Origin of the sequence: Streptococcus sp. HSISS3 (genome assembly GCF_000448605.1) — a bacterium.
Lineage (GTDB): Bacteria > Bacillota > Bacilli > Lactobacillales > Streptococcaceae > Streptococcus > Streptococcus raffinosi.
In genome coordinates this window covers 1200145-1203754 of sequence record NZ_CM002130.1, presented here as the reverse complement: position 1 = coordinate 1203754, position 3610 = coordinate 1200145, and the positions used below count along the sequence as shown (strand labels likewise).

At 40.4% G+C, this 3610-nt stretch carries 6 protein-coding genes; all 6 read left to right on the top strand.

Going from position 1 to position 3610, the window contains the following annotated elements:
* Positions 1 to 314, top strand: a 314-nt coding sequence (locus HSISS3_RS05580; RefSeq protein ID WP_042771874.1) for an HAD hydrolase-like protein, incomplete at its 5' end; no start/stop codon positions are given.
* Positions 304 to 948 (top strand): TIGR01906 family membrane protein, encoded by a 645-nt coding sequence (locus HSISS3_RS05575; protein ID WP_021152010.1) that lies wholly within the window; start codon positions 304 to 306, stop codon positions 946 to 948. The genes HSISS3_RS05580 and HSISS3_RS05575, both read left to right, overlap by 11 nt.
* Positions 949 to 956: 8 nt before the next feature.
* Entirely contained in the window at positions 957 to 1691 is a 735-nt protein-coding gene (locus HSISS3_RS05570) for a PHP domain-containing protein (RefSeq protein ID WP_042772072.1), read from the top strand.
* A gap of 161 nt (positions 1692 to 1852) precedes the next feature.
* Positions 1853 to 2776 (top strand): phosphodiester glycosidase family protein, encoded by a 924-nt coding sequence (locus HSISS3_RS05565; protein ID WP_021152008.1) that lies wholly within the window; start codon positions 1853 to 1855, stop codon positions 2774 to 2776.
* Positions 2757 to 3146, top strand: a complete 390-nt coding sequence (locus HSISS3_RS05560) for a hypothetical protein (protein ID WP_042771871.1) — start codon at positions 2757 to 2759, stop codon at positions 3144 to 3146. Before HSISS3_RS05565 ends, HSISS3_RS05560 begins: the two co-directional genes overlap by 20 nt.
* Before the next feature lie 90 nt (positions 3147 to 3236).
* Complete coding sequence (locus HSISS3_RS05555) at positions 3237 to 3605, top strand: helix-turn-helix domain-containing protein (protein ID WP_051176044.1); 369 nt, start codon at positions 3237 to 3239, stop codon at positions 3603 to 3605.
* Positions 3606 to 3610 lie beyond the last annotated feature (5 nt).

Sequence of the window (3610 nt, the reverse complement as noted above, 5' to 3'; positions counted from 1 at the left end):
AACGTGGTCTTCTTCCAGGTGCTGGTTCCCTCTTAGCTCTTATCGAGGCGGCTACCCGTGTGAAACCAATCATTATTGGTAAGCCTAAAGCTATTATCATGAACAAGGCTCTTGAAATCCTTGGGACAGAACGTAGCCAAACTATCGTGGTTGGTGATAATTACTTGACTGATATTACAGCTGGCATTAAAAATGACTTTCCAACACTTCTTGTGACAACTGGATTTACCAAGGCAGAAGAGGTTGCGAATTTACCAGTAAAACCCGACCATGTACTTTCTAGTCTAGCGGAGTGGGATTTTGATGCGAACTAAGATTGAGGCTATTCTGACTCCGATTTGGCTCTTGGCCCTGTCTATCTTAGTGACGATTTATCTGGCATGGGGCTTTTATTATTTTGATATTGACTGGATGCATCTTTTGGACTATGTCATTCTTGGCAAGACAGAGCTCTGGCATAATTTCAATATCCTCATGCAGTACCTGACCTTTCCTTGGGTTGGTCATCTGTCCATGCCTGATTTTCCATCGTCGGAGAGTGGGCTTAAGCATTTCCATGATGTGAAGTGGCTCTTTCATTTGGTACAGGGGCTTGTTATCCTACTGGCCTATCCAGCAGTAACCTTTCTTTGGCGAAATGTGAAGAAGGGCACCTTTGGTCTTTACGTTAAACTTTATATGAGTCTAGCACTCTTGCCAGTCCTTATTGGGGTTGTGGGGCTTTTTCTCGGATTTGATGAGTTTTTTACGCTCTTTCATGAAGCCCTCTTTCCTGGAGATAGCAGTTGGCTCTTTAATCCAATCTTGGATCCGATTATCAATGTTTTACCAGAAGAGTATTTCCTTCAATGTTTTGTGATTTTCTTTATTATTTATGAGGGGTTGATGGTGAGTTTGACCTGGTTGGCCCATAAGCAGCTTACAATGTATTTGAAAAATAAGGAGTAGTTATGTCTATTCGTGATAACCATTTGCATACCCATCATTCCTATGATTCGGATGCGAACTTTACTGACTATTTGACACATTTTGATGGGGAGATTGTAACGACTGAGCATTATGATCTCTCTAATCCTTATACCAAACAGGACGATGTGCCTGAGTACGAGGCCTATAGTCGTGAGATTGAAAGCCTTAACAGTAAGTATGGCAATCGTATTAAACGTGGCATCGAGATTGGTTATTATCAGCCTAGGGAAAAGGATATTTTAGACTTTTTGGATGGTAAGGACTATGATCTCAAACTGCTTTCTGTTCACCATAATGGGGTCAATGATTATCTTGATGATGAGATAGCTGATATGGACAAGGCAAGCATTATTCAAGAGTATCTGGACAAGTTGGAGTACGCTATTGGTCGTGTGGACGCAGATGTTCTGGCCCATTTTGACTATGGTTTCCGACTTTTTGACGTGACTGTTGATGAGCTAAAAGCCTATGAGGAGCAGCTCAAACGCATTTTCCAGAAAATGCTTGCTAATGATTTGGCTTTTGAGCTGAATGCAAAGAGTATGTATCTCTATCATCACGAAGATCTTTATCGTTATGCCTTGGGCCTTGTTAATGATTTGGGATGTTGCAAGTATTCTATCGGCTCTGATGGTCATAAATTAGAGCATTTCCGTCTGAACTTTGATAAGATTCAGGAGCTCTTGAGAGAATTTGATATTACTGAAGATATGATTATATAGCGAAGATGGCTTCAACTGAAGCTGTCTTTTTCTTAAGGAAAACTTAAAGGAAAAGCGTGGTTGTGGGATTTATAGAAGATTTTAAGCTTTGCTTGTTATGCTAATTTCAATCAAAAGAAACTTATGGTTTCTATCTTATCTTTCACATTTGGAGGTTTTCTATGAAATTTCTCAAAAGGCATGCCTATGCCTTACTCTTTACCCTTTTTCTGATGGGGGCAAATGTCTACTCTCTCTTAAAGGTCTTTGTCATTCCCTCAGCAGTCTCAACGGTTTCAGCCAATACGACTAGCTCAAGCACAGCTTCGTCAACGGCGTCTACCAGCACTGGTAAGGTAACTAAGACAGATACGACCTATAAAGATGACAATATGGATATCAAAATCACGACGGGTAAAACCAGTGATACCACATACTATGTGGCAGATATCCAACTTTCGAGTGCAGATTACCTTAAAACGGCTTTGGCACAAAACACCTATGGCACCAATATTACTGATACCACTTCAAGTATTGCTCAGCAAAACAATGCAATCTTTGCCATCAATGGTGACTATTATGGAGCTAACCAGTCGGGCTATGTGATTAAAAATGGTCAAGTCTATCGTGATACTGATCGAAACAGTGACTACGAGGACCTTGCAGTGTATTCAGATGGTAGCTTCAAGACCTTTAAGGAGAGCGATACAACGGCTCAAAAATTGGTTGATTCAGGTGTGGTGAATACCTTTGCCTTTGGTCCAACCTTAGTTGAAAATGGCAAGATAGCTGTATCGGAAAATGAAGAGGTTGGTCAAGCCATGGCTGACAATCCACGTACAGCTATCGGAGTCATCGAAGAGAGTGATGGCAGTGTGCACTATATTGTCATTGTTTCTGATGGTCGTACCAGTGAATCGTCAGGGTTGACCCTTTATGAGATGGCAGAATTGATGAAATCTTATGGCGTGACGACAGCTTACAACCTTGATGGTGGTGGCTCATCAACCATGTATTTTAATGGTCAAGTCATTAATAAGCCAACCACGAACGGAAATAAAATTTCAGAAAGGGCGGTGAGCGATATTGTTTACATCGGTTACTAAAAAATCAGCCAGCAAACACTTTTTCACCTACATCGGTCTAACCATTTTTAGCTTAGTATTTACCTTTGTCTATGAGCGCTTTTCTTATGGTGAATCATCTATGTTTATGCGTATGATGTTCTTTGCACCATTGGCTGGAGCTTTGATTTATCTACTAACAGGGATGGGAATGTCTTGGGTAAGAAATCGTGCCTCAAAACTTCTCTTTAATTCAGCCATCGCTGTTGTTGCCAGTGCCTGTCTGGTTAAGGGAATTGTTGAAGTGTCAGGCCGTACGACTAGCGTGGATATGCCCTATTGGTACGTTGCTTCAGGACTATTTTTCTTGAGTTTGATAACTGGTATTATCAGACCTAAAAAACTGGCTTAAAAATGAAAGCTTGGGGCAAGGTGATATAGTCCTACTTAAGTAGACAGTAAAAATACATAAAGTACTGTTTACGAAAGTAGGATTTTTATTATGTCTAGAAAAAGTAAGGTTTCTTTTGAAGGCAAGCTGAGGGCTGTTACCTGGTATCTTGAAGGTAAAGCCTCCTGTTCTCAACTAGCTCGTCAGTTTGGGGTCAATCCTTGTACTATTAAAGACTGGGCTACAGCCTATCAATATCAAGGGCACGAGGGGCTAAAGTCTCTAAAGCATAACCAAAATTATTCTACAGAGTTTAAGCTAAAATGCATTGAAGCCTATTTAACAGGAGAAGGTTCCCTTCAAGAATTAGCTAGAAAATTTGGGCTAAGAAGTCATGAACAAATCAGACAATGGGTTTTCAGGTATAATAGTCATAAAGAACTAAAGGATTACAATCCTATTCGAGGTTTTATCATATGACTAGC